Here is a 552-nt window from a genome sequence, read left to right as displayed (position 1 = left end):
TGTAAGATTAAATCTCAACTATTACACTTTTCCCCACGTGGAAGCTTAGCTGACACAGCTTTATCAAGTCTTAGAGCCAGTCACGTAAAAGTTTTCAATAGGTTTTTCAGCATAATGCTAGGAAATGTTAATTGGGAAGACTCTAATAAGGCAATTATGCGTTTTGTACTTATTCTCATTTGAGTCTCAAAAAACGACCGTTTAACGAGACTGTCATACATTAGGTAATTTCAGATACTAGCTTCAACAATTAGCCTCTTATTAAAATTGACTTAGTATAATCGAGTTTATATAATCAGCACTCTTCAATCTATACTAATTTATTGATAATGCTTTATAAACACCTTAACCTCTATTCTGTTACTCGCTCTTCAGGTGGAACTGTTTTTATTAAAACAGAGAATCAAAGTCTTGACACTACACACATAAAAAATGATGCTCAATAACAATAGTACTTTTTAGACTTCTACCGCTATTAACTGCACATTATTACCTATCAGATGGTAGTCTTCTATAGCATGACTTGTTGAGTTAGGCGTATATGTATCAAAT

Annotated in this window: 1 protein-coding gene; it reads right to left on the bottom strand. The window is 32.8% G+C overall.

Annotated elements, in window-relative coordinates; translation table 11 throughout:
- Positions 1-458: 458 nt before the first annotated feature.
- The coding region (locus KYQ89_RS00180; RefSeq protein WP_218459787.1) for a DUF5424 family protein at positions 459-552 on the bottom strand (94 nt) is incomplete at its 5' end.

Origin of the sequence: Rickettsia sp. TH2014 (genome assembly GCF_019249195.1) — a bacterium.
GTDB classification, from domain to species: domain Bacteria; phylum Pseudomonadota; class Alphaproteobacteria; order Rickettsiales; family Rickettsiaceae; genus Rickettsia; species Rickettsia felis.
Note: the sequence above shows the minus strand (reverse complement) of the source record. Positions and strands in the feature narration are given on the sequence as shown.